Annotated in this window: 17 protein-coding genes; 13 read left to right on the top strand and 4 right to left on the bottom strand. The window is 40.8% G+C overall.

The features are described from left to right. Nucleotides 1-24 precede the first annotated feature (24 nt). A complete protein-coding gene (locus tag A33Q_RS15525) occupies nt 25-357 on the top strand; it encodes a YbaB/EbfC family nucleoid-associated protein (protein ID WP_009034702.1) in 333 nt (110 codons plus the stop codon). After that, nucleotides 357-1,352 carry a glycosyltransferase family 2 protein gene (locus A33Q_RS15520; protein ID WP_009034701.1) on the top strand — a complete coding sequence of 332 codons (996 nt, stop codon included), beginning with the start codon at nt 357-359 and terminating at the stop codon, nt 1,350-1,352. The genes A33Q_RS15525 and A33Q_RS15520 overlap by 1 nt, the downstream gene beginning before the upstream one ends. Here A33Q_RS15520 and A33Q_RS15515 read toward each other — a convergent pair. Continuing rightward, nucleotides 1,349-1,567: a PspC domain-containing protein gene (locus A33Q_RS15515; RefSeq protein ID WP_009034700.1), complete on the bottom strand. Its 219-nt coding sequence runs from the start codon at nt 1,565-1,567 to the stop codon at nt 1,349-1,351. The genes A33Q_RS15520 and A33Q_RS15515 overlap by 4 nt on opposite strands. 166 nt (nt 1,568-1,733) lie before the next feature. Between A33Q_RS15515 and A33Q_RS15510 the strand changes: the two genes are divergently transcribed. The 5 genes from A33Q_RS15510 to A33Q_RS15490 all read left to right on the top strand — a co-directional run bounded on the left by A33Q_RS15510 (nt 1,734) and on the right by A33Q_RS15490 (nt 13,316). Further along, nucleotides 1,734-3,431, top strand: a complete 1,698-nt coding sequence (locus tag A33Q_RS15510; RefSeq protein ID WP_009034699.1) for a tetratricopeptide repeat protein — start codon at nt 1,734-1,736, stop codon at nt 3,429-3,431. A 498-nt stretch (nt 3,432-3,929) separates the two neighbouring features. Further along, nucleotides 3,930-7,196 (top strand): SusC/RagA family TonB-linked outer membrane protein, encoded by a 3,267-nt coding sequence (locus A33Q_RS15505; protein WP_009034698.1) that lies wholly within the window; start codon nt 3,930-3,932, stop codon nt 7,194-7,196. A gap of 56 nt (nt 7,197-7,252) precedes the next feature. Then, the gene (locus A33Q_RS15500) at nt 7,253-8,989 is read left to right on the top strand and encodes a RagB/SusD family nutrient uptake outer membrane protein (RefSeq protein ID WP_009034697.1); all 1,737 of its coding nucleotides are present in this window, start codon (nt 7,253-7,255) and stop codon (nt 8,987-8,989) included. 38 nt (nt 8,990-9,027) lie between these two features. Continuing rightward, nucleotides 9,028-9,225, top strand: a complete 198-nt coding sequence (locus tag A33Q_RS22005; protein WP_016255376.1) for a hypothetical protein — start codon at nt 9,028-9,030, stop codon at nt 9,223-9,225. Nucleotides 9,226-9,770: 545 nt separating this feature from the next. Then, nucleotides 9,771-13,316, top strand: coding sequence for an FG-GAP-like repeat-containing protein (locus A33Q_RS15490; RefSeq protein ID WP_009034695.1), 3,546 nt, complete (start codon nt 9,771-9,773; stop codon nt 13,314-13,316). Between the two features lie 158 nt (nt 13,317-13,474). Here A33Q_RS15490 and A33Q_RS15485 read toward each other — a convergent pair whose 3' ends face one another. Continuing rightward, complete coding sequence (locus A33Q_RS15485; RefSeq protein WP_009034694.1) at nt 13,475-14,236, bottom strand: creatininase family protein; 762 nt, start codon at nt 14,234-14,236, stop codon at nt 13,475-13,477. Between the two features lie 449 nt (nt 14,237-14,685). On the opposite strand from A33Q_RS15485, the gene A33Q_RS15480 reads away from it, so the two are divergent. The 5 genes from A33Q_RS15480 (at nt 14,686) to A33Q_RS15460 (ending at nt 19,189) form a co-directional block, all read left to right on the top strand. Then, nucleotides 14,686-15,675, top strand: coding sequence for an isoaspartyl peptidase/L-asparaginase family protein (locus A33Q_RS15480; RefSeq protein WP_016255375.1), 990 nt, complete (start codon nt 14,686-14,688; stop codon nt 15,673-15,675). Next, nucleotides 15,672-16,412, top strand: coding sequence for a copper homeostasis protein CutC (locus tag A33Q_RS15475; protein WP_009034692.1), 741 nt, complete (start codon nt 15,672-15,674; stop codon nt 16,410-16,412). The genes A33Q_RS15480 and A33Q_RS15475 overlap by 4 nt, the downstream gene beginning before the upstream one ends. Next, on the top strand, nt 16,413-16,994 hold the full coding sequence (locus A33Q_RS15470) for a sugar O-acetyltransferase (protein ID WP_009034691.1): 582 nt from the start codon (nt 16,413-16,415) through the stop codon (nt 16,992-16,994). A gap of 87 nt (nt 16,995-17,081) precedes the next feature. Beyond that, nucleotides 17,082-18,617, top strand: coding sequence for an FG-GAP repeat domain-containing protein (locus tag A33Q_RS15465; protein ID WP_009034690.1), 1,536 nt, complete (start codon nt 17,082-17,084; stop codon nt 18,615-18,617). 113 nt (nt 18,618-18,730) lie between these two features. Next, nucleotides 18,731-19,189 carry a CBS domain-containing protein gene (locus A33Q_RS15460; protein ID WP_009034689.1) on the top strand — a complete coding sequence of 153 codons (459 nt, stop codon included), beginning with the start codon at nt 18,731-18,733 and terminating at the stop codon, nt 19,187-19,189. A gap of 1 nt (nt 19,190) precedes the next feature. Here A33Q_RS15460 and A33Q_RS15455 read toward each other — a convergent pair whose 3' ends face one another. Next, complete coding sequence (locus A33Q_RS15455; protein ID WP_016255374.1) at nt 19,191-19,787, bottom strand: YdcF family protein; 597 nt, start codon at nt 19,785-19,787, stop codon at nt 19,191-19,193. Between the two features lie 257 nt (nt 19,788-20,044). Continuing rightward, nucleotides 20,045-20,224 (bottom strand): hypothetical protein, encoded by a 180-nt coding sequence (locus A33Q_RS15450; RefSeq protein ID WP_016255372.1) that lies wholly within the window; start codon nt 20,222-20,224, stop codon nt 20,045-20,047. Between the two features lie 255 nt (nt 20,225-20,479). On the opposite strand from A33Q_RS15450, the gene A33Q_RS15445 reads away from it, so the two are divergent. Continuing rightward, the gene (locus tag A33Q_RS15445) at nt 20,480-23,425 is read left to right on the top strand and encodes an FAD-binding and (Fe-S)-binding domain-containing protein (protein ID WP_009034686.1); all 2,946 of its coding nucleotides are present in this window, start codon (nt 20,480-20,482) and stop codon (nt 23,423-23,425) included. The last annotated feature ends 387 nt before the right edge of the window (nt 23,426-23,812 follow it).

Here is a 23,812-nt window from a genome sequence, read left to right as displayed (position 1 = left end):
TTTGCCGGAAATAAAGCAAAAGACATGTTCGATTTGATGAGTATTATGAATAAGGTGAAAGAGGCGCAGGCTAAAATCAAAGAAGCCCAGTCCAAATTAGTTCACCTCAGGGCAGAAGGCGAATCAGGAGCCGGAATGGTAAAAGTGACGGTAAATGGAGCCAGAAAAGTAATTACCATTCAAATGGATGATTCCTTGGTCAATCAATCGGATAAAGATATGTTGAGTGATCTCATAGTAGCTGCGACAAATAAAGCCATGGAAGAGATTGATATCAAGATCAAAGAAGAAATGAAGTCAGCTACAGATGGCATGATGCCCAACATCCCAGGGATGGATTTTGGAAATATGTTTTGATGCGAAAAGCGGCCATAGTTATACTCAATTATAATGGTATAAACACTTTGCAGAAGTTTTTACCCTCAGTGGTAGCACATTCCACCTTTGAGATAATTGTGGCTGATAACAATAGCGCTGATGATTCCATCGAATTTTTAAAACATGAATTTCCTGATATAGCCCTTATAGTTCTAGACCAAAACTATGGTTTTGCCGGAGGATATACCCAAGCTTTAAAGCAAATTGAAGGTAAGTATCAATATTATATATTATTGAATTCTGATGTGGAAGTTACTGCTGATTGGGATGCTAACCTGATTGATTGGCTGGAAACAAATCCTGAAACGGCTGCTGTTCAACCTAAAATTCTCTCGGCCATTCATCAAGACTACTTTGATCATGCCGGTGCAGCTGGAGGATACCTGGACTCATTGGGGTATCCTTACTGCAGAGGTAGGATTTTCACCCAAATAGAAAAAGATCAAGGTCAATACAACGACGTGGCAGCAGTAGATTGGACTTCAGGGGCCTGCATGGCAGTGCAAGCAAAACTGTTTCATGAATACGGAGGGTTCGATCCCTTATTTTTTGCACATATGGAAGAAATCGATTTTTGTTGGAGGCTAAGGAATGATGGCTGGAAATTGCAGTATATATATAATATAGCTGTTTATCATCAGGGAGGGGCTACACTTTCAAGAAGCAATCCTTTCAAAACTTTATTGAATTTCAGAAACAGTCTTTTGACCCTGAAGAAAAATCAAAGCCCTGTTGAATTTAGGAAAACCTATCTTAAAAGAATTGGCTTGGATATTTTGGCGGCGTTAGTATTCGCTTTTAGAGGGCAGCTCAAAGATGCAGTAGCAGTATTAAGGGCACACGGACAGTTTTTGAGCTTAAAAAATCAACTTGTTGAAAATAAAGGCAATACTGTGCCATCGTCTTTCCCAACTATCAGGTCAATTCTTTGGGAATACTATTTGCTTGGTAAGAGGAAATTCTCAGAGCTTTAGTCAAATAGTACAGGATTGTTCATCTTTCTGAGATATTTTCTAACTTTCATCATCATAGCCATACTCACGTAAAGGATGATGGGAGAGCCAAGTGTGATAAATGAACTGTAAATAAAAAACAAGCGGATTGAGTCAATAGGAAAATTGAATTTCTCCCCCAGTTTGGAACAGACTCCAAAGGCTCTTTCTTCGAAAAATAACTTGAGTTGATTCATAATCGTTGGTTAGGTTTTGCTTAAATGTAATAAAATATTCCGAATATCTTCAACAATACTATAAGTGCTTCAAATGTTTAGAAATCAAGGGTATATTCTTCTGTTTTGTTTTGTCTTTACATTCATTTTCTCTTGTAGCCCCAAAATTAATAAATATGAATCGTTATTGGATGGAATTTCAGTAAGACCTGAAATTTTATCTCTCCACAAAGATTCAGTCAGGGTAAACATCAGAGGAGCCTTACCGCTAAGTCTACTCAATAAAGATACCAAAGTGTATTTGTATCCAGAATATAGATATGGAGAAGGCGCGCTAAGACTTGGTGAATTTACTGCTTTTGATGGAGTATACATGCAGCCTGCCCAGGAATTGAGATTGGATGAAAAAATCACTTTCCCTTATCTGGAAGGTATGGATACAGGTACGCTGGCATTGAAAGCCCTGGTATTTCAAAAAGACAGGGTTTTCACGCCAGAGCTAAAAGAGCTGGCAGTTGGGGTCAATGCTTCTGTACTCCTTACACGCATGGGACAAATTACCCCCAATGAGCCTATTCAGGAATTGGGGATTTATATCACCACTGATTTTTCAGGTTTTTCTACAGATAGAATAAGGGAATTTGCTGTCAACTTTGGCAGAGGTGGCAGCGAAGTTCCAGGTCGTAGTCTTCCCAATGAATTGTATAATTTTTTGAATCGGGGAGAAAGAGGCTATGTCATTACAAAAATAAAACTGACAGGACTGATTTCCCCTGAGGATGCTGAATTGGTCAATCCCGCCCTTGCCTCTCAACGGGCAGAAAACCTGGCCAAAAGGATCAAATCATTGTCAGTAGCTAAGTCCATTCCTCTGGAAACTTCCTTTAGAATCAATGATTGGTTTGATTTCAGACTTTTGTTAAGGGATTACGAGGGCATTACTTCAGCCCAAAAAGAAGCTTATTATTCCATTATAACTTCCAATGATAACTTTTCAAACCAGCTCAGCAAAATGAGAGCTTTGCCAACTTTCAGAAAAGTGTCTTCAGAGCTATTTCCCAAACTCAGAACTGCCAAAGTAGAAGTAGTGTTGGAAAACTCCAGGTTTTCAGATCCTGAAATTGCGGCCTCTGTTTATAAAATGCTTCAGGAGGGGTCAGGTCTGGAGGGTTTTTCCAAGGAACATTTAATCTATGCCGGTCAAGAGGCCAAAAGACTTCAGGAAAAAGAGAGGATTTATGCCAAACTCGTAGAAATTCACCCATCAGTAATTGCCTTTAACAACCTTGGAGTGGTATATCTCAATCAGGCAAATAGAGCATTGGATACCAGAGAAAAGAACATCCTGATCAATAATGCTGTCATCCAATTCAGAGAGGCCAACAGGATTCAGACCAATTCCATCTCCATGCATAATATGGGCAGGGCATTGATTTTGAGAGGGGATATGTTTGAGGCTTATATTGCAATTTCTGAAGCTTCAGCCATGGAGAAGGATGAAAGCAATGTATTTCTAAGAGCCAATGAGGGTCTCAGGGGAGCTTTGGATATTTTAAACGGAGACTACAGGCTAGCTACTATCAGGTTTAACCGTGCTCCGGAAAATGAGGTAAATTTTTTCAATAAAGGTCTTGCTTATTTTTTGGCGGAAGACTATCGTCAGGCTTTGATTGCATTTGAAGAATCTATTCAATTCAACAGAGATTATGGCTATGGGTTTTATGGATTGGCCTTGGTTGCGGCTGTTTCGGGAGATGAGCAAGGCTTAGTAGAAAATTTGGCAAAAGCGGTAGAGCGCTCAGAATTTCTGAAAGAAAAAGCATTAAAAGAGATTCTTTTCAGTCAATATAGGGGTGACAGAGATTTTATAAGGATTTTTCGATAAAGTAGTAATATAAATATTTGTTAAAAGGACTTTTGATTTGTTAAAAAAAATTAAAAACTGATTTTGGAAAAAAATTTTTGTATTCTACTTTAATCTCTTAAATTAGTTCCTGTTAAGTAAAAAATACATAAAGAAAGTTTAGCTTTATTCAGTTAAATCCAAACTTTTGCGAAGTATTTAACTCAAACAAAATAACCTTGAAACCTATATTAACAATAACCCCAAATCTCGATGCCTATGACTCAATCCCCTTTTTTTATTTAAGATTACAAAATCGTTTTAGCAGTACATTTAATAGACCTCCCGAATTGAATCTCGGGATTGTAGAATAGATAGCCTGACAGTTATCGTGGTTTAATCAAGCAATAGGAAAAAGGCTAATACTCGCCTTGCAAACTATTGCAATTATTTTGCAAAAGTTTGCAAACGTTTGCATGATTAATGAAAAGTTAATTGCTTTCAAACCTTATCAATTAATAATTATTACCCAATCAATCTATGTTTATGGAAAAACTTTACAAAGGCTTAAGTGTATTCATATTACTCTTAGTGCTTTCCAGTGCCACAGCACTGGCCCAAAGAACAGTGACGGGTACCATTCTCGATGAATTCGGAGATGGTCTTCCCGGTGTAACTGTCCTAGTTAAAGGTACCACCACAGGTACAGCGACGGATATTGACGGAAAATACTCCCTCAATGTTCCTTCTGACCAAAGTGTGTTGGTATTCTCATTTATCGGATATACTACTATCGAGCAAGTGGTAGGTAACAGGTCTGTAGTGGACCTGACTATGAATCCTGACGAAAGAACACTTACCGAATTGGTTATCACTGGTTATACCATTGATAGCCGTCGTGAAACAACCGGTGCGATTTCCACAGTAAATCCAAAAGACCTTACCATTATCCCTACTGGTAACATTGAGCAAACGTTACAAGGTAGAATTGCAGGTGTGACAGTGGTAACTAATGGTCAGCCAGGAACTTCTTCCCAAATCAGGGTACGTGGTTTTGGTGCTTTCGGTGGTAACGAGCCACTTTATATTGTGGATGGTGTGCCAGTAGGCAATACTGACTTCCTTAACCCTGATGATATTGAGTCTACTACAGTATTGAAAGATGCTGCTGCTGCTTCTATCTATGGTGCCAGGGCTGCCAATGGTGTGATCATCTACACCACCAAAAGAGGTTCCAGAAAAGCCCAAAAAATGCGCTTTGATTACAATGGCATGACTGGCTGGACATTTCCAGGTGCTGGTTTGGACATGACAAACCCACAACAATATGCAGATATCACCTGGCAGGCGGAAAGAAATCAGGCAAGACTTGATGGCAGAGAGCCTAATTTTGCAGGTATTCACCCTCAGTTTGGTAGTGGCCAACAGCCTGTTTTGCCTTATTATATCAATGTAGGTGGAGCAGCTGGTGTCGCAGGCCCTTTGAGCCCTGCACAGCTTGAGGAGCAAAGAGAATTATATAATATTGACCCTACCAGAGGTTCCATTCACCAATTGGTGAGAGCAGCCACTGGAGAAGGTACAGATTGGTTTGGCGCAATCACCAGAGTTGCTCCTATTCAAAGACATTCTTTGGGATTCTCAGGTGGTACTGAAACCAGCCGTTATTTCTTTGGATTGGGTATCCAAGACCAAGGGGGTATCCTAATTGGGAATGATTTTAGAAGGATTTCCTTAAGAGCGAACTCTGAGCATGATTTAGGTAGCAAAGTAAGGATTGGTCAAAATTTCCAAGCAACCTACCGTCAAGTATTAGGCCAGACTGGAGGAGCTGGTGGACAAGGTGTAGCAAGGGATGAGAACGATATCCTACAAGCTTTCCGTATGCCATCAATCATACCAGTTCGTGATGAATTTGGGGGATATGCTGGTACAGCTGCAAGAGGTTTCAACAACCCTAGAAACCCTGTAGCTAATAGAGAAGGTCTTTTGGACAACAGAAACTTTAATGCCAATGCTTTTGGAAATGTTTATTTAGAATTTGATCCAATTGAAAACCTAACTTTGAGAACTTCTATAGGTGGCCAGTATAACAACTTTTATAATGTTGGATTTAGCAGGCTGCAATACGAAAACTCTGAAAACAACTCTGCTTTTGGTTATAATGAAGGAGCTGGATATTTCTTCAGCTGGACATTTACCAATACCGCACAATGGAAAAAGACCTTTGGCATGCATGCTTTTGATGTAATCGTAGGGCAAGAGGCATTGAACACAGGTGTTTCCAGAAATATCAGTGCAACGGGACAGAATCCATTCTCTCAAGATCCTAATTTCATTACAATCTCTAACTTGCCAGTGGCAACCAGAATCGTGAACTCAGGTCAGGGACTAGGTGTAAATTTCCTTTCCTACTTCTCTAGGGTTAACTATACCTTGAATGACAAGTATTTGTTCTCTGCGGTAATAAGACGTGATGGTTCTTCCAGATTCGGACCGAACTTTAGATATGGTACCTTCCCTGCATTCTCTGCAGCATGGAGACTTTCTTCCGAAAGCTTTATGGCTTCTGCCACTTGGTTGGATGATTTAAAAATCCGTGGGGGTTGGGGACAAATGGGTAATTCCAATAACGTGGATCCTAACAACCAATTCTCTTTGTTCGCTGGTAACATAGGACTTTCTTCTTATGATATAGCAGGATCAAACTCTTCCGCATTGATCGGTTTCTACAGATCAAGAATAGGAAACCCGGATGCGAGATGGGAAACAGCTGTCACTTCAAATATTGGTTTTGACGGTACTGCCTTTGGAGGAAGATTGGACGTGATTGTGGATCTTTGGCAAAAAGATACCAGAGATCTATTGTTCCAGGTTCCAATTCCTTCTGTAGCGGGATTTAGAGCAGCAGCTCCTGCGGTTAACATCGGTGAAATGATGAACCGAGGATTGGATATCTTGGTCGCTACAAGAGGTAACTTGAGCAATGACTGGACTTATGAGTTGCAAGTGAATGGTGGTTTCTTGAAAAATGAAATCGTATCACTAGCTCCAGGTTTGGATTTTATAACTTCAGGGAATGCTAATCCTAACTTTAGAGGTATTCAGCCTATTAGAAATGCTGTTGGTCAGCCACTTTCTTCTTTCTTTGGGTATCAGGTAGATGGTTTGTTCCAATCGGAAGAAGATGTTGCAAGCCATGCTTCTCAGCCAGGTGCTGCTCCAGGAAGGTTCAAGTACCGAGATGTTGATGGGGATGGTTCTATTACCCCAGATGACAGGGTATTCTTAGGGTCTCCAGTACCATCTTTTACAGGAGGTATGAACTTTACAGTGGGATACAAGAACTTTGATTTGTCAGCCTATTTCTACGGAACTTATGGAAACCAAATCTGGGCACAGTGGAGATGGTTTACAGACTTCTATCAGACATTTGAAGGTGCTGCTATTTCAAGAAGGCTTTTGGATGCTTGGTCTCCAGAGAATCCAACCTCAAGTATTCCTCAAGTTGAAAGAACAGCAAATGAAAGTACATCTACAGTTGGAAATAGCTATTATGTAGTGGATGGTTCTTACTTGAGATTACAGAACCTGACACTTGGTTATACCATGCCTCAATCTTTGTTGCAAAGATGGAAACTGGAAAGACTAAGAGTCTTTGCTTCAGCTAACAACTTGTGGACTTTGACCGGATATGATGGTCTTGACCCGATGGTAGGTGGTGATGTAGATTTGGCGTTCGGTGTGGATGTAGGTAACTATCCTGTGACAAGACAGTATACCATTGGTTTGAACCTAAGTTTCTAATCAAACATTCTGTGAAACAAAGTGTTAACAGCAAAAATTCATAGACTTTATATATTATGAAAAAATTTAAATTTCAAATTGCAGCAGCCTTAACAGCAGGAATTATGCTTGTGGGTACCAGTTGCGAAGACTTTCTGGATGTCCCAGTTGTGGGACAGCTTTCAGAAGCTCAGCTTACTTCACTTGAAGGTATTGATGCTACCTTGATTGGTGCATATTCTCAAGTGAACGGGAGGGATCAGCGTATGTCATCTCCTTCCAATTGGGTGTGGGGAAGTATCAGAGGGGGAGATGCCAATAAAGGCACTGACCCCGGTGATTTTGCTACTATCAATCCTATTCAAAGATTTGAAGCCAATCCAACCATTGATGTTATTGAGAACAATTGGCAAGGTCTTTATGAAGGTATTGCAAGAGCTAACAGTACTTTAAGACTCTTGGCAATGAGAGGAGAAGACGTCTCTGACGCCCAGGCCGCAAATATTGAGGGTCAGGCCAGGTTTTTAAGAGGTCATTACTATTTTGAGCTATGGAGAAACTATAACAGGGTCCCCATCATGGATGTAGATAATGATTATGGTACTGAAGGATTCAATGAATTGAGAAATGACCAGGATGTACTTCCTTTTGTAATTGCCGATTTTCAATTTGCAGTAGACAACCTTCCCGCAACTCAGGCACAGGTGGGTAGAGTTAACTCTTGGGCAGCCAAGTCTTATTTGGCTAAGGTTTACATGTACCAACAGCGTTTCTCAGATGCGAAGCAGTTATTTGATGATATCATTGCGAATGGGGTTACTTCAAATGGTTTGAGCTATGGCTTGGTGCCTTATTATGATGACATGTTCCGTGGAGCAAATGACAATCATCAGGAATCAATTTGGGCTTATCAGTCCGCAGCAGGTACAGGATCTGTAAACAATGCAAATCCTGAGTTTGACCTGAACTTCCCTTACAATACCGGCCCAAATGGACCAGGTAACTGTTGTGGATTCTTTCAGCCATCTTTTTCTTTTGTGAATAGCTTTAGAACAAATGCCCAAGGTTTACCATTGATTGATAATTCTTTTAATCAACCAGCTAATAGGGTGGCAAATGATCAAGGTATTAATTCTGATCAGCCTTTCACTCCTGATGCAGGAAATCTTGATCCAAGATTGGATCATACGGTAGGTAGAAGAGGTATTCCTTATTTGGATTGGCAAGACCATCCAGGACAAGCTTGGATCAGAAACCAACCTAATGGAGGTCCTTATTCTCCGAAAAAATATGTTTACCAGAGAGCTGAAGAAGGCACTTTTCAGGATAATGCTTCTTGGACTCCAGGATATACCGGAATCAACATCATGATCATCAGGTTTGCAGACGTATTGTTGATGGCTGCAGAAGCAGAAGTCGAATTGGGTAACCTTGAGCGTGCAAGAGAATTGGTAAATAGAGTAAGAGAAAGAGCAGTAAATTCTAAACTCTTAAGAGATGATGGTTCTATGGCAGCTAATTATGTAGTCGGACTTTATGAATCTGCTTGGACTGATGCCAATACTGCCAGGACAGCCGTAAGATTCGAAAGAAAATTAGAGCTGGGTATGGAAGGTCAAAGATTTTATGATCTTGTTAGATGGGGTATTGCGAAAGAAGAATTGGATTTCTATTTTGCTCATGATGCTGCTATCTTGGTTGCAGCTCTCGGTGGATCAAGTTTCACTCCTGGAAGAGATGAACTACTTCCAATTCCTCAGTTCCAGATTGACTTGATGGGAGATAGACTTGTGCAAAACCCTGGTTTCAACTAAGAACCATTAAACCTCATAATTTATATATCTTTAAAGGGATGGTGAAAGCCATCCTTTTTTTGTGTTGTTTGGAGGAGTGTAAACTGGCATTTCTGAAAGGAAAATATCAAAAGCTCCAAACCCTTTTTCTTCAAAATCAAAAGGTGGACTTGAGGAAGAAAAAGGCAATTTGCAGTTCCTTTATGGGATTGGTTCAGGGCTGTGAAACCTGGGCAAAAGTAGATACTGTCAGGTAAAGGGTAAATTTGTAAATTGTCTATATGAATTTTTTCAGACCTCAAAAGGGTGTAATTCACCAAGATTTTTTTGGATAAATTATTTCCTCAAAAAAGTACAATGAATTCTTTGATTTTAGCGAAAAGTAGGCGAATTTACGGGACACACACGGGACATCTACGGGACATGGTCGGGAGAGAATAGTTGTCAGTGAGTAGTTATTAGTGAATAGGGGAAAGGATGAGGGATGAAAAAGTGAATAGTTATTATTGACAAGGATGAAGCCTGTCCGACTAGTCATCCGGGCGGATACGATTTTCGAGGGGCAGAGCTAAAAGATGTCTATATGTATTACCGCCACCGTTCGTGTCCTCACGAACGGACATACCCTTCACCCTCTATCACATTATTTACAGCCTACACGTAGATTTCCATCACATTTATTTGTTGGTCTAAGCTTGGTAATTGGCCTTTAAAGTCAAAATTCCCTCAAATCCTTTCGCCTTTTAATAAATAAATACCAATATTTGGTTTCTATTAAGCCCAACACAACCTGTTATTACCCATGAGAATTATCCTATTGATGTGCAGTGCTTTGGTGCTGCTTTCATCCTGCAAAAAATCCCCCGAAACCTTATTCGTCCTCAAGTCCCCAAATGAGACCGGTATTCATTTCAATAATGAAATTGTAGAAACGGATTCTTTCAATATCCTGACAGACGAATATATTTTCAACGGAGGCGGTGTGGCTGTCGCTGATTTCAACAATGACGGATTGCCGGATCTGTACTTTACAGGGAATCAGGTGGCTAATAAACTATACCTCAACAAAGGAAACCTAAAATTTGAAGACATAACAAATGGTTCAGGCACAGCCGCTGCCGATAGGTGGAGTACGGGTGTGACCATTGTGGACATCAATGGAGATGGTTGGATGGATATTTATGTCTGTGCCGCAATGTTTCCGGAAATGGAAAAAAGAGCAAACATGCTTTTTGTAAATCAAGGTCTTGATGAAGACGGGAATCCTTACTTCGAAGAAAAGGCTGCCCAATATGGGATTGCTGAAACGGGCAACAGCATGATGGCTACTTTTTTCGACTATGATAATGATGGTCATTTGGATCTCTATGTCCTCAATAATGAACAGAGTAAATCAATCCCTTCCAATTTCAGAGAGAAAATAACGGATGGTTCTGCAATCAATAATGACAGACTTTACCGCAATAATGGGGATGGGACTTTTTCAGACGTGACCATTGAGGCAGGAATTACCATAGAAGGCTTTGGTCTTGGATTGGCCATTGCAGATATCAATTTTGACGGCTGGCCGGATATTTATATTTCCAACGATTACACGCCGAATGATATCCTGTATATCAATAATCAGGACGGCACCTTTTCCAATCAGACTAAGGAATATATCCGGCACCAAAGCATGTTTTCTATGGGCTCTGATATAGCGGACTACAACAATGATGGATTTGTAGATATCATTACTTTGGATATGTTGGGCGAAACCAATTTCAGAAAGAAAACCACCATCGCCAAGAATCCTTATCAGACCTATATTTCCAATGAGCAGTGGGGCTATGAATACCAGCATGTAAGAAATATGCTTCATGTGGGTAATGGTCCCGGTGTACCTTACAGCGAAATCGGATTTATGGCAGGGGTGTATCAGACCGATTGGTCCTGGTCTCCTTTGTTTGTGGATGTGGACAATGACGGGCAGCGGGACTTGTTGGTGACCAATGGTTTTCCCCGGGACATCACAGATAAGGATTTTGCCAATTATCGGGCGGATGTTGGAGGTGTAGCTAGCACAAGGCAGCTTCTGGATTCCATACCCATTGTCAAAATACCCAATTACTCTTTTAAAAATAAGGGGGATTGGACCTTTGAAGATGTTGGGGAAAAGTGGGGGCTCAATAAGCCATCCTTTTCCAATGGAGCCGTGTTTGTGGATCTGGATGGGGATGGAGATTTAGACTATGTCGTCAATAATATCAATGATCCGGCTTTTGTTTTTGAAAACACCCTACATAATAAATCGGAAAAGGGAAATTACCTGAGAGTGAAACTGAAAGGACCTACTGACAATCCAATGGGTATAGGTGCCAAATTGGTTCTCAGAAAGTCTGTCGGTGATTTTATTTACCACGAGCAGCAAATTTCAAGAGGTTACATGTCTGCTGTAGAAGATGTTGTTCATTTTGGATTAGGGGAATCAAGAGAGGGCCTGATCTTGGAAGTGTTATGGCAGGATGGGAGGCACCAGTCAATTGAGCCTGTGAAACCGAATCAGGTGCTCGAAGTCAATTATGCCAATGCATTAAACCCAGGTTTAAAAAAACCAAAGTTTCCTTTCAGTCCTAAAGAGGTTAGTCCAATGTTCAAAGAGGTTTCTGCTGAATTGGGGGTAGACTTTTTCCATCAGGAGGAGGATAAAATAGATTATAATATACAGCGTACACTTCCACACAAGCTCACTCAGTTTGGTCCAAGCTTGGCAGTAGGGGATATCAATGGTGATGGCAATGAGGATTTTATTGTAGGAAGTGCAGCCGGTTATTCTCCGGTAATTTATTTTCAGGAGGATGATGGTACTTTTTCAGAAAAAAACCTTTTTGAAAAAGAGGAAGATAAGCGCTACGAGGAAATGGGGATTATGCTTTTTGACTTGGACAATGATGGTGATCTCGACCTCTATTTGGTATCCGGAAGCTCTGAATTCAGACCGGGAGCAGAAGAGTATATAGACCGTATTTTTATCAATGACGGAAAGGGGAACTTCTCCAAAGCATCTACTGATCAGGCAAAAGTAGAAGCCAGCGGAACAGTGATTCGTGCCGCAGATTTCAATGGAGATGGTTTCATGGATCTTTTTGTAGGAGGAAGAACAGGCATAGGACAGTACCCGCTTCCAGACCGTTCTTTTATTTTAAGAAATGAATCTGGTGTGCTCAAAGATGTAACTGATGAAGTTGCTCCGGAATTAAGAAATGTGGGGATGGTCACTGATGCGGTATGGACTGATGTCGATGATGATGGTATTCCGGATTTGATGGTGGTAGGAGAATTGATGCCAATCACTATCTTCAAAAATAATGGTTCTTCATTGGAAAAAATGAATAATACAGGCCTTGAAAAATATCTTGGCTGGTGGAATAGTATTGCAACAGGAGATTTCAATAAGAACGGCAAGACTGATTATATCCTTGGAAATTTGGGAGCCAATAATTACTATCATCCTTCTGAGGAAAGGCCGGTAAGGGTTTACGCCAAGGACTTTGATGGAAACAAAAGTATTGATCCTGTGATTTTCACCTATTTCAAAGACAATTCGGGGAATTACCTCTCTGTTCCGGCACACTACTGGGATGACCTCTATGGTCAAAGTACGCTTTTCAGGAGAAAATTCAGTAGGTACAAAGAATATGGCAGAGTAACTGAGCAGAGCCTTTTTACCCCGGAAGAACTGGAAGATGTAGTCCAGCTTGAAGGGAATTATGACAGGACGTCTTACATTGAAAATCTCGGTGGAGGGAAGTTTAAGGTGCATGAATTGCCATTAATGGCTCAAACAGCTCCTGTCAATGGTATCACCATAGCGGATGTCAACGGTGATGGGGAATTGGATGTGCTTTTGATTGGAAATGATTATGGTAATGAAGTGTTTTCGGGAAGGTATGATGCATTCAACGGATTAGTTTTGTTGGGTGATGGAAAAGGAGGTTTTGAGCCTGTTCGCTCTTTAGAAAGTGGTTTTGTAGTTCCTGGTGATGCCAAAGCTATGGTTTTGCTTATGGGAAAGGATGGTCGACAGTTATATATTTCTTCTCAAAATAGATCTAGGCTATTGATTCATGAAAGTACACAAGCATCAGATAAGCAGATATTTAATACCCCTACAAAGTTTCATAGCTTGATTTTGGAATTTCAGGATGGTAAGCGCCAAAAGATTGAGGTTTACAACCGTTCTGGTTTTCTCAGTAATTCGTCTCAGGCGATAATCTTACCAGAGAATTTGAAATCCATAAAGGGTATAGATTACAGAGGAAATCAAGAGGACCTGCCGCTAACGGGTGCTGAGCTTGGGATGAAATAAAGTGTGTCATTGGTTTAAAATTAGATCAGATATCTCCTGCGTCGAGATGACAAGGTGAGGCAATTCTAAGAACTCATCCATAAAAATTTAACAAAGCGTCGTAAATCGGAAATTTCTGAGACTCTTGTGTCTTGCTTCTTGTTTCTTGCTTCTAATTTCTACTTATACAAATCCCCAATATCAGCTTGGCATATTTCTTCCATCAGCTTGGCCACTTTGTGGCAAACGTCATCAAAATACCTTTTGCCTTTTTCTGCGCTTGCTTTTTTAGGATTGCCAATACCGGTATCTTCTGTGACCTGTGACCATCGTCTCTCTGCCCAAGCCCATTTTTCCTTTAGACTTTCGATCTTCGGCATTTTTTCTTTTCCGTCTCCGGCCTCTTCCAAAGGACCTACCAATTCCGGGTGTAAATGCATGATCAGGCTGGTTTCCATTTCATCAGCATGGTCTCCGGCTTTCTCAAAATATTTGCTTTTGTCCAAAGCCTGAAACCAGTTGCAGGTCATCAATAACATTTCCGGAAATTCAAGTCCCAGTTCCCTGAGCATGGTTTTAAAATCATTACCTCCATGACTGTTGACAATCAGAAATTTCTTGACTCCCTGTCTGTTGAGTACAGTGAGAATGTCCCTGATAATGGCCATTTGGGTACTTGGATTCATGTTGATATCCAAGTAGATGTCATGTTGGCCAGTATTTACACCAAAAGGGATAGTGGGCAGCACTGTAACTTTTGAGCCTTTTTCCCAGGCAATTCTACCGGCCTCACCGGCAATGGCATCCGCCTCATATATGTCCGTACCATAAGGCATGTGGTAATTGTGGGCTTCAGTTGCTCCCCAAGGAAGAACTGCCAGTTCAAAACGTTCTGTTTTGAGGTTCTTCCAGTTGTTTTCAGCAAGTATATAAGGTCTCATGGGCTTTATGTTTGGTATTTAATTTTGTATAGTCTAAGATAAGTAGATCCGGAATGATGCCAGTAGCCATTAAAAATCTTGTTTTTTATTGCACACCGATATTCATGGATAAGCTGTCCCGATTTATGGGATTGGTTCTAAACCATAGGTAAATTCTTTAAATCACGTTTGTCGTAAAATTTCCGATATTCAGAATCTAAAATAAGCTTAAAACCTGCCAGGTTAATAAATCTAAATAATTTAAACCAAAATATTAGGTAAAACCTGGCAGGTTAGACTTTTAAGCAAGTTCAAAATTAAGATTGTTTTTCGAAATGCGTAAATAGTCTTTTACCAATGGTCGATACTTTTTTAATTTTTTTATTAAAGTTTAAAGAAGTCCTTGATATTTTTATGATATTGTTGCCACATTGATTTGTTCATGATAATATCTAAAAATATAAAACCCCATGTCTAACAGAAGGTCATTCCTCAAAACCTCATTATTGGGGACGTCATTGATGCTCCCTTCGGGAATTTTGAAAGCCGGTGAAGCTTTCACTTTTTCCAAAAAATCACAAAGTCAAAAACCCCTTATCTTAAGTACCTGGGAGCACGGCATGCCGGCCAATGATAGGGCTTGGGAGGTTTTGGTGCAATCCGGAAACTTGGTAGATGCAGTGGAGGAAGGTGTGAAAGTAACAGAACTCGATATGGATAACTTATCTGTGGGACTTCAGGGGCTTCCTGATAGAGAGGGTATCCCCACTTTGGATGCATCTATTATGAAAGGGGATGGCTCCTGTGGAACAGTTGCCTTTGTGAGGCAGGTACGGCATCCGATTTCTTTGGCCAGAAGGGTTATGGAAGAAACGCCCCATGTGATGCTGGCGGGGGAAGGAGCACGTCAGTTTGCCATTGCGCAGGGCTTCCCTATGGAAGAGGAAACACTAAGCCCCAAAGCTGAGGAAATGTATAAGGAGTGGAAAGTAGAGTCAAAATACAAGCCGATCATCAATATAGAAAACCATGATACCATAGGAATGATCGGAATTGATGCAAACGGGAAAATGGCGGGTTCTTGTACTACTTCTGGTCTTGCATTCAAAATGCACGGTAGGGTAGGGGACAGTCCTATCATAGGTGCGGGTTTGTATGTGGATGATGAAGTCGGGGCTGCCACTGCCACAGGATTGGGGGAGTCAATTATTAGAATTTGTGGAAGTTTTTTGATTGTTGAACTGATGCGTCAAGGAAGGACACCCCAGGAAGCATGCGAAGAAGCGGTAAGAAGACTGGTAGCCAAAAACAGCAAGGATATCAAAGATATTCAGGCGGGTTTTTTGGCCATCAATAAGGATGGGGAATCAGGAGCTTTTGCAGTACACCCTGGTTTTAACTTTGCCAGACACAACCAACAGGAGAAAGTTTTGGTAGATTCTAAATCTTGGTTTAAATGAGAAAAATACTTTTGGAAGCTCCTGTCTATACAGTTGAAGCGGCATTGAGGGCATCAGCATTTGGGGTTGACAGGCTGGAATTGTGTGCGGATTTTGGCGAGGGTGGTACTACCCCCAGTGCAGGACTGCTGAAGCTGATCAAATCAAAAATCAATACCCCTGTCTTTGTGATGATAAGACCAAGAGGGGGGGATTTCGTATATGAGCAAGAAGAATTGGAAGCAATGCGCAATGATATTCAGATCTTGAAATCTTATGGAGCTGAGGGTTTTGTTTTTGGGGTTTTGGATGAAGTCGGACAGGTCGACAAAGCAGCCTGTCAGTATTTGCTGGAAGCTGCAGAAGGAATGCCCTGCACATTTCACAGGGCTTTTGACATTACGGTGGACAAAAAGATAGCACTGGAGGAAATTGTATCCCTTGGATTTAAGAGGATACTTACTTCCGGAGGAGAAAATACAGTCAGCTTGGGACTGGAGAATATCAAATCCTACATGGATTGGGCAGCAGGAAGGATTATCATCATGCCAGGTGGTGGATCCAGATCCGAACATGTTCATGAGTTCAAAAATCATTCAGCATTTCAAGAGATTCATGCCAGTTGTAAGGGATTCAGACCTTCAAAAAGCCGGTTTGTGTATTCAAAAGTCAGCCTTTCCTCAGATCCTGGAATGTTTAAAAAGGTCCTGACAATAGATGAATTTGAAGTATTGAAATTTAAAAAAGCGATAAGCTAAATGACCGAAAGAGAAAAGTTGCTAAGCAGGGAATATTACAATTCCAGGGATCCCGAACTATTGGAATGCTACCATAGGGCCAAGGAGCTTTTGCAAAAATGGCATGCTTTGTCTTCCAGAGATACTGAAGGAAAAGCATTGTTGCTGAAGGAGCTTTTTGGCAGGTTGGAAGAGGGTGTTTGGTTAGAAGCACCTTTTTACTGTGACTATGGGATGCACATAGAAATTGGGAAAAATACTTTCATTAATACCGGAGCTGTTTTGCTTGACTGTGCCAAAATAATAATTGGTCAAAATGTACTTATAGGTCCTAACGTGCAGGTTTATACTGCTACTCATCCCCTTTCGGCCAAAGAACGCGTCTTACAGAATCAGGAGCCTGATTCTGCACCTTATCTCACCAAAGCTTTACCGGTCAGTATTGGTGACAACTGCTGGATAGGAGGGAATTCTGTGATTCTTCCTGGGGTAAGCATAGGTGAGAATACCACCATTGCCGCAGGATCCCTGGTTTCAAAAGATATTCCAGCCAATGTCCTGGCTATGGGAAGCCCCGCTAAAATTATCAGACAATTATCCTGATTTGGTATAATCATTTTTCCATTTATCCCAAAGAGGTGGTTTAACTGTAAAGTTGACACTATTTTTCTAGTGAAAATCAAATCCCAAATGCAAAATATATCCACTTTTTTACTGCTCTGTGTTTTTTTATTTGCTTGTTCCAAAAGAAGTGAAAGTGAAAAGTCTGACCTCGACCATGTCGCTTCTATAAGTATAGCTGAAGAGGTAATGAATGGAAAAACCCTTACGGATGCTTATTGTGGAGCTTGTCACCTTAAACCCGATCCGGCATTGTTGGACAAAGCTACTTGGAAAAATTCTGTTCTGCCGGATATGAGAAGAAGGATGGGGCTGATTACAGAAGAGGATTTTGGACATGCGGTAGGCGCTGATATTGATGCTCCTGAAGGGATTTATGCCAAGCAGGCATTGATTTCTCTTAGCGAATGGAAAATGATGGAATCCTATTATTTGGAAAATTCTCCCGAGAGTTTGCCGGATAATGGTCTTGATTTTCAGTCGATTAAAGAGGCTGAAAATTGGAAAATCATAGTGCCCAAGACAGGGAAACAAAGACCTAATTTCACCACCTTTTTAAGATGGGAGTCGGAAGAAGGTGTCCTTTATTTCGGGGATAGATTTAGGCAGGTTTTTAAGGCAGATGTCTTGCGCAATGATCTCAAAGATTCTATTGGGATTTCAAGTCCTGCTTCGGATATCTATTTCTATGGAAAAGATAGGTATGACCTTCTCACTATGGGGGTAATGGATCCTTCCAATACCTCTATCGGTAAGTTGGAGTCATATAGTAATTTTTCGGATAAAAGAGTTAGTCCCGTTTTGGATAGTCTCACTAGACCAGTACACTTTGTTTATGAAGATCTCAATCAAGACGGAAGGCAAGATATTGTCATCTCTGAATTTGGACATCATGTCGGTCAATTGGTCTGGTATGAGCAAAATGATAGTGGATACACCAAAAGATACTTTAATAACAGGCCAGGTGCAAGAAAGACAATTATAGAAGACATTAATGGAGATGGACTTCCGGATGTGATAGCTTTGATGACTCAGGCCTATGAAGGGGTGTATGTTTACCTCAATCAAGGCAAAGGGAAATTCAGGGAAGAAAAATGGCTGGGATTCCAACCGCTTTTCGGGGCTTCGGATATGTTTTTTGAAGACATGGATGGAGATGGCTACAAAGACATCATAATGGTATCAGGGGACAATGCAGATCTTTCAATCATTCCTAAGCCTTATCATGGTGTGAGGATTTATAAGAATGATGGCCAAAATAAATTCACCGAATCCTATTTTCAACCTTTTCATGGAGCAAGTGCCCTTTTGGTAGAAGACTTTAATCTCAACGGAAGGCTTGATTTGGCAGTGTTGTCTTATTTTCCTGAAAGGGAAAACGGACAAAGAAATAATTTTCTGTATCTAGAGAATGCCGGAAGTTTGAATTTTGATATTTATAAAAAAGATGATTTGGGCAAGTATAATTTAATGACCATGGATGCTGCTGATATTTCAGGGAATGGGAAGAAGGATTTGATATTGGGTTGTTTTGATTTTTCCACCTCCAGAGCTTTTCCAATGGGTGATTGGGTGCCTTATATTTATCTCGAAAACAATTTTTAGGTTCAAGGTATTTCAGTTGTATAATTCTTTTTAAAACATGATTTGTGAAATGAGATTTTGAATTTAGAGGTTTTAGTGTTAATTTATTCAGCTCAATAAAATTCAAAATAGCCATGGTAAAAAGTTTTCAAGGTGTCAGGGTTGTAGAACCCAAAAAGACCGACGCTCCCATAATGGTCAAGGATCACATGAGTACCAATCTCGTTACTTTTTATCCTGAAGATTCTATAGATCATGTTTTGGACATGCTGACCAAAAGAAAAATTTCAGGTGCTCCGGTCATCAATCATGACAAAAAGTTGGTAGGCATAATATCCGAAGTTGATTGTCTCAAGGAAATCATCAAAGGAAAATATTCCAACACCCCTTCATTTCCAGGGAAAGTGGAAGAGCATATGACTAAAGATGTTATTACCCTTTCACCGGAAATGAGCTTATTCGATGCTGCACAAAAATTTCTGGAATTGAAAATCAGAAGGTTTCCGGTTCTCAAAGACGGTCAATTAGTAGGACAAATAAGTCTCTCAGATATCATAAGGGCTTTCCCTAAGCTTCGGGAAACCACTTGGTAGATTAAATGTAGCCTGCAATTTTATACACAGTAATTCCGATCCATTCTTTAAAGAGCGTGTGCCAAGTTGCCATGCTTTTTGGGTCAGGGTAAAGTAAATTTGGAATATCGATCTTGATATCGTGGGTGTAATAATCTACCGGAAAAGTCACAGTCCTAAGCCCTACTTTATCAAAACAACCTTTGGCCCTTCTCATGTGAAATGCAGAAGTGATCAACAAATGCTCTTGATCTGGTCTGTATCCAGCAATTTCTAAAGTTTCCTTTGCCAGTACCGCATTTTGGTAGGTGTTTTTGGCTTGATTTTCTATTAAAATATCTTCTGCAGGGATTTCTGCCAAAAGCATCACATCTCTCAGCCATTCAGCTTCTGTATTCGTATTGACAGGGTTTAATCCTTGTCCACCAGTGATGAGTATTTTTTTGATTTTCCCCAGTTTGTAAAGCTGTATGGCATGAGTGACCCTGTCGGCCCCTTTGTCAAAGAAAGTTCTGTCATAAGCTGTTTTGCTTAAGTTGGTGACTCCTGTTAGTACGATTCCCAGCTCATATTCAGGAAGATTTACAAATGGTTTGAAATTAGGTTCCCAGGCCAACATGGTTAAGTTGGACAAAAAAGGGTTACTGAATAAAAGTAAGAAAGCAAATCCTGCGATTAACAGTTTTTTGGAATATGATTTTTTATGAAATATAAATCCCGCAGCAAAAAGCAGAATTATTATCGTTAGAGGCATTGCCAAAAAACTCAGAAACTGGGAAAGGTAAAAGAACATAGGCCTATTTTTCCGGCAATATAAAACAGTCTGGAACTAGCTTCCAAAACTATCGTATAATCTAAATGCAAATTAGGGGGAAATTAAAGAAAAAAGAGAGAGATAGAAAGGATCACAAGGAAACCAAGAACTATCAAAACCAAATGGTTGGAAGTGCTGTCATTTTCTTCTTGATCCAAATCTTCCACAAAAAGTTCCGAACTCTGTTCACTGACCTGGTAAAGGTTATGGTACTGTAGCTGTCTGCCTGCTGATTTTTCCATGACGTCAAGGCTTGGATAACTAGCGGATTTTTGGATCTTGGTATGTTTTTTTCTTACAACCATGCTATAAGTTAGGGAAAACATATTGTTTATCAAAATTTCATTGGATTTTACCCCTCAGATATCGCTGATGTGCGCAGATGGTTTGTCGGTAGAATTTAATTTTTCAGATTCAAAAATATTTTAAAACTTACACTTACCCTTTTTCTTCCTCCAATCCCTAAAAGGAAAACTTCTATTGCTTATTTTTGAGCTATGACTTTGACCAAACCTAACCTATTGCCTGCCCTGGAAAACCTTAAAGCAAAACTGGCAGGAGACCTGAAATTTGATTCCCTCACCAAAACACTTTATGCCACGGATGCCTCTGTTTACAGAGAAATGCCCTTGGCAGTGGCACTTCCTAAAAGTGTAGAAGACATCCGGCAATTGATTCTTTTCGCAAAGGTAAATAAGACTTCATTGATTCCCCGCACAGCTGGGACTTCCTTGGCAGGCCAATGCGTGGGCAACGGAATAGTAGTGGATGTTTCTAAGTACTTCACCTCTATTCTCGAATTCAATCAGGAGGAAAGGTGGGTCAGGGTTCAGCCTGGTGTGGTCAGAGATGAACTCAATAGGTTCCTTAAACCACACGGACTATTTTTCAGCCCCATTACTTCCACTGCCAATAGGGCCATGATAGGCGGCATGGTGGGCAACAACTCTTCTGGAACAACTTCCATTGTATATGGTACCACTCGAGATAAAGTCATTCAGTTGAAAACTATACTTTCTGACGGAAATGAGGCTATTTTCGAACCTATCTCAAAGAATGAGTTTGAAGCAAAATGCAAGTTGGATAGTCTAGAAGGAGAGGTCTATAGGCAACTCAAACTTGAATTGTCCGATCCCACAGCTAAAAAAAATATAGAGGAGAATTTCCCAAAGAAAAGTATCCATAGAAGAAACACAGGTTATGCTGTAGATGCCTTGCTGGATACAGATGTTTTTCAAGAAGGAGGAGAGCTGTTTAATTTCTGCAAACTGCTTTCCGGATCAGAAGGAACCTTGGCATTTACCACGGAAATCAAAATATCCCTTGACCCTTTACCGGATCCGGTAGAAGTAGTAGTCGCAGCTCATTTTGAATCCATTCACCAAAGCATGCTTGCTGCGCAGGTCGCCATGAAACATCCCGCTACAGCAGTAGAATTGATGGATAAGATTATCCTGGACTGTACCAAAGAAAGTATTGAATACAGCAAAAATCGGTATTTCGTGGAAGGCGACCCTATGGCCTTGTTGATGGTGGAATTCACCGGGAATACAGAAGATGAAGCCAGATCAAAAGCTCAACAGCTGATAGCAGATTTTAAGGCTACAGATTTAGGTTATGCCTACCCTATTATCGGGCCTGACAAGACCAAGTCTGCCTGGGCCCTTCGTTCGGCAGGCCTTGGACTGCTTGCCAATATCCCGGGAGACAGAAAAGCAGTAGCCTGTATAGAAGATACCGCAGTGGATATCGAAGACCTTGCCGCCTATATTGATGAATTTGACAAAATGATGGAGGCGTATGGGCAGGAACCTGTCCACTATGCTCATGCGGGTGCAGGGGAAATACACCTACGGCCAATATTGGATTTGAAGAAAAAGAAAGACCAGGAAGAATTTTATCAGATCTCTCTGGATGTAGCCAAACTGGTGAAGAAATACAATGGTTCACTTTCCGGTGAACACGGAGATGGTCGTGTGAGGGCACCTTTTATTCCCATCATGGTCGGAGAGGATAATTACCAACTTTTCCGAAGAATCAAATACACTTGGGATCCTGATAACATCTTCAACCCCGGTAAAATCGTGGATACGGCTCCTATGAATACTTTTCTCCGATATGAGCCTGACATGAAGACTCCTGCGCAGGAAACATTGATGGATTTTGGACATGTGGGCGGATTTTTGAGAATGGCGGAGAAGTGCAATGGCTCGGGAGATTGCAGGAAATTACCGGCTTCAGGAGGAACCATGTGCCCAAGCTATCAAGCCACCAGAAATGAAAAGGATACCACACGGGGCAGGGCCAATACCCTGAGGGAATTTTTGACTTTGGATAAAAAATCCAACCCCTTTGACCATCCTGAAATCAAAGAGGCCTTGGACCTTTGTCTCTCCTGCAAAGGCTGTACGGCTGAATGTCCTTCCAATGTGGATATGGCCTCTATGAAGGCCGAATTCCTTTACCAATACCAAAAGCAACATGGAGTCCCTCTGCGCTCTAAGGCATTTGCCCATATCAATGACCTCAATGGACTGGCGGGAGTTTTACCTGGGCTAAGCAATTTTGCATTGAATAATGGTCTGACCAGTGGCTTGATGAAATCCATTCTTGGAGTGGCATCAAAAAGGCAGTTGCCCACCCTCCAAAAGGTGAATCTCAGAACTTGGTATAAGAAAAGCTATCCACAACTTCCTGTTCCAGAGAAAATCATCAAAACCATTTATTTGTTTGTGGATGAATTCACCAATTATAACGATACTGAAATAGGAATTACTGCCATCAAATTACTTAATAGATTAGGCTATGACGTAAAGGTGATTGACCATCAGGAAAGCGGAAGGTCAGCACTTTCCAAAGGTTTATTGGTTAAGGCCAGAAAGCATGCAGATGCCAATGTGGAAATTTTTGAAAAACTGATTGATAGCAATACTCCTCTGGTAGGGATTGAGCCATCGGCAATATTGGGTTTCAGAGATGAGTATCCCAAGTTGGTCAGCCCGAAATGGGTGGAAGCGGCAAAAAAACTGAAATTTCATACCCTGACCATTGATGAATTTATCGGAAGGGAAATTGCTGCAGGCAATATTACAAGCGATCAGTTTACCGGCCAGGCTCAGAATATCAAACTACATGGTCACTGTCACCAGAAAGCTATATCATCCCTTACTTGGACGCAGAAATTGCTTAGCCTTCCAACAAATTACAGTGTAGAGATCATTCCCTCTGGCTGTTGCGGGATGGCAGGATCATTTGGATATGAAAAAGAACATTATGAGCTCAGTATGCAGATTGGGGAGATGGTCTTGTTCCCCGCTGTGAGGGAAGCTGCAGAAGGTACATTGATTGCTGCTCCGGGTACATCCTGTCGCCATCAGATTGCCGATGGTACAGGCAAAAAAGCTAAGCATCCAGTGGAGATTTTGTGGGAAGCGCTGAGGTAGAAGGGGGAAAAAGGATGAAGGATGAAGGATGAGGTATGAGGGATGAAGGATAAGGGATGAGGGATGAAGGATGAAGTTTTTTTTGATGATCAAGACTGGAACAATCTTCACCATGTCTCCCCGACGGAGGAGGGGTCTATATGCGATTTAAGATTTAAGATTTAAGATTTAAGATTTAAGATTTCAGATTGAAAATCGTCTGTTTACCAATAAATTGTAAATTTGAAAGATTTGATGAATTGGCATTACCATCAGGTTGAGTCTCCTGCACAAATCTTCTCGTCCTCAAAACATCAGTTCAAGCAAAAACACCAAGAAAACAGCCATTTTGGTCAATCAAGCTTTTCAACTTCTTTTTCTCTTTGCGTCATTGCGGGAAATGAATTC

The sequence above is a fragment of the Indibacter alkaliphilus LW1 genome, assembly GCF_000295935.2.
Classification (GTDB): Bacteria; Bacteroidota; Bacteroidia; order Cytophagales; family Cyclobacteriaceae; genus Indibacter; species Indibacter alkaliphilus.
The sequence above is the reverse complement of the archived record's forward strand: the minus strand, read 5'-3'. Positions and strand labels throughout refer to the sequence as shown.